The sequence below is a fragment of the Variovorax sp. M-6 genome (assembly GCF_052114385.1).
Lineage (GTDB): Bacteria > Pseudomonadota > Gammaproteobacteria > Burkholderiales > Burkholderiaceae_C > Variovorax.
In genome coordinates, this window is sequence record NZ_JBFREQ010000100.1 from 1 (window position 1) to 949 (window position 949).

Genomic DNA, 949 nt, shown 5'->3' on the forward strand with positions numbered 1-949 from the left:
CGTCCTCCTCGAGCGTGCTGAACCAGTCGCTGATCGTGACGTCGACCGGCCGCACGACGACGCCATGCTCGCGCGCGTCCCGCACGAGCTGCGCGGGCGCATAGAAGCCCATCGGCTGGCTGTTCAGCAAGGCCGAGAGGAAGGCATCCTTGAGCAGGACCCGTTTGTCACGAGCGGATGCGCCCGCGCCGAAGTCGTCGAGTTCTCGCCGAGCATGACTGCACCGGGCGCTGAGGTGTTGAAGGACATCTAGCTCGGCCGCCGAGGCGGTGGCCAGTTACTTCCACCTGCGCAAGGGCCTGGAGCCGCGCAAGTGGAAGCTCTTGGGCTGCCTTGCGACCGCGGCGATGGCGGGGGCCTCGGTGGCGCTGGGGGGTGGTCTCCATTGCGTGATGTTCGCCAGGGAACTGGCGTCATCCAGCCCGTGGCCGGCAATATCGAACTGGCTTTTGTCTCGCTGGAATTCGCGGCACAACGCCAGAAGCGTATTGGCGACGCAGGGGCGAGGCCACACAAATCGATTGGCAGGACGCGGAGGCCGGTCTACATTGATCTTTTCACACACCACGAGGATCGCAACATGCCCATTCGCATCGCATCGCTGACCCACCGCATCGCGAGGAACGGCGCGATGCTCCACAAGGCGACGATGGACCGCGTCCACTCGCTGGGGGCGGACCATGAGCCGTCCGAAGCCGAACAGAAGCTGTCCGAGGAGCGCCGTCTGCTGAAGGAGGAGCGTGCGAAGCGCCAAGCGAAATCGCAGCTGCCGAGGGCGAAGGCGATCGACAAGCTGGTGCGGACGCACCACTCGCAGGCCAAAGAGAAGCCCAAGGAAAAAAAGGAGCCCAAGGAGGCTAAGGAGGCCAGGGCTAGCAAGGCTCACAGGCCCTCGCGTGGCGAGAAGCACGCCGCGCAGGCGGCGGCCTTGCAGGCCGCGAGTAGAGCG

Annotated in this window: 1 protein-coding gene; it reads left to right on the forward strand. The window is 65.4% G+C overall.

Features of this window, described 5'->3' with window-relative positions; all coding sequences use genetic code 11:
* Positions 1 to 424: 424 nt before the first annotated feature.
* On the forward strand, positions 425 to 949 hold a 525-nt coding region (locus AB4Z46_RS35300; RefSeq protein WP_442288207.1), incomplete at its 3' end, for a hypothetical protein.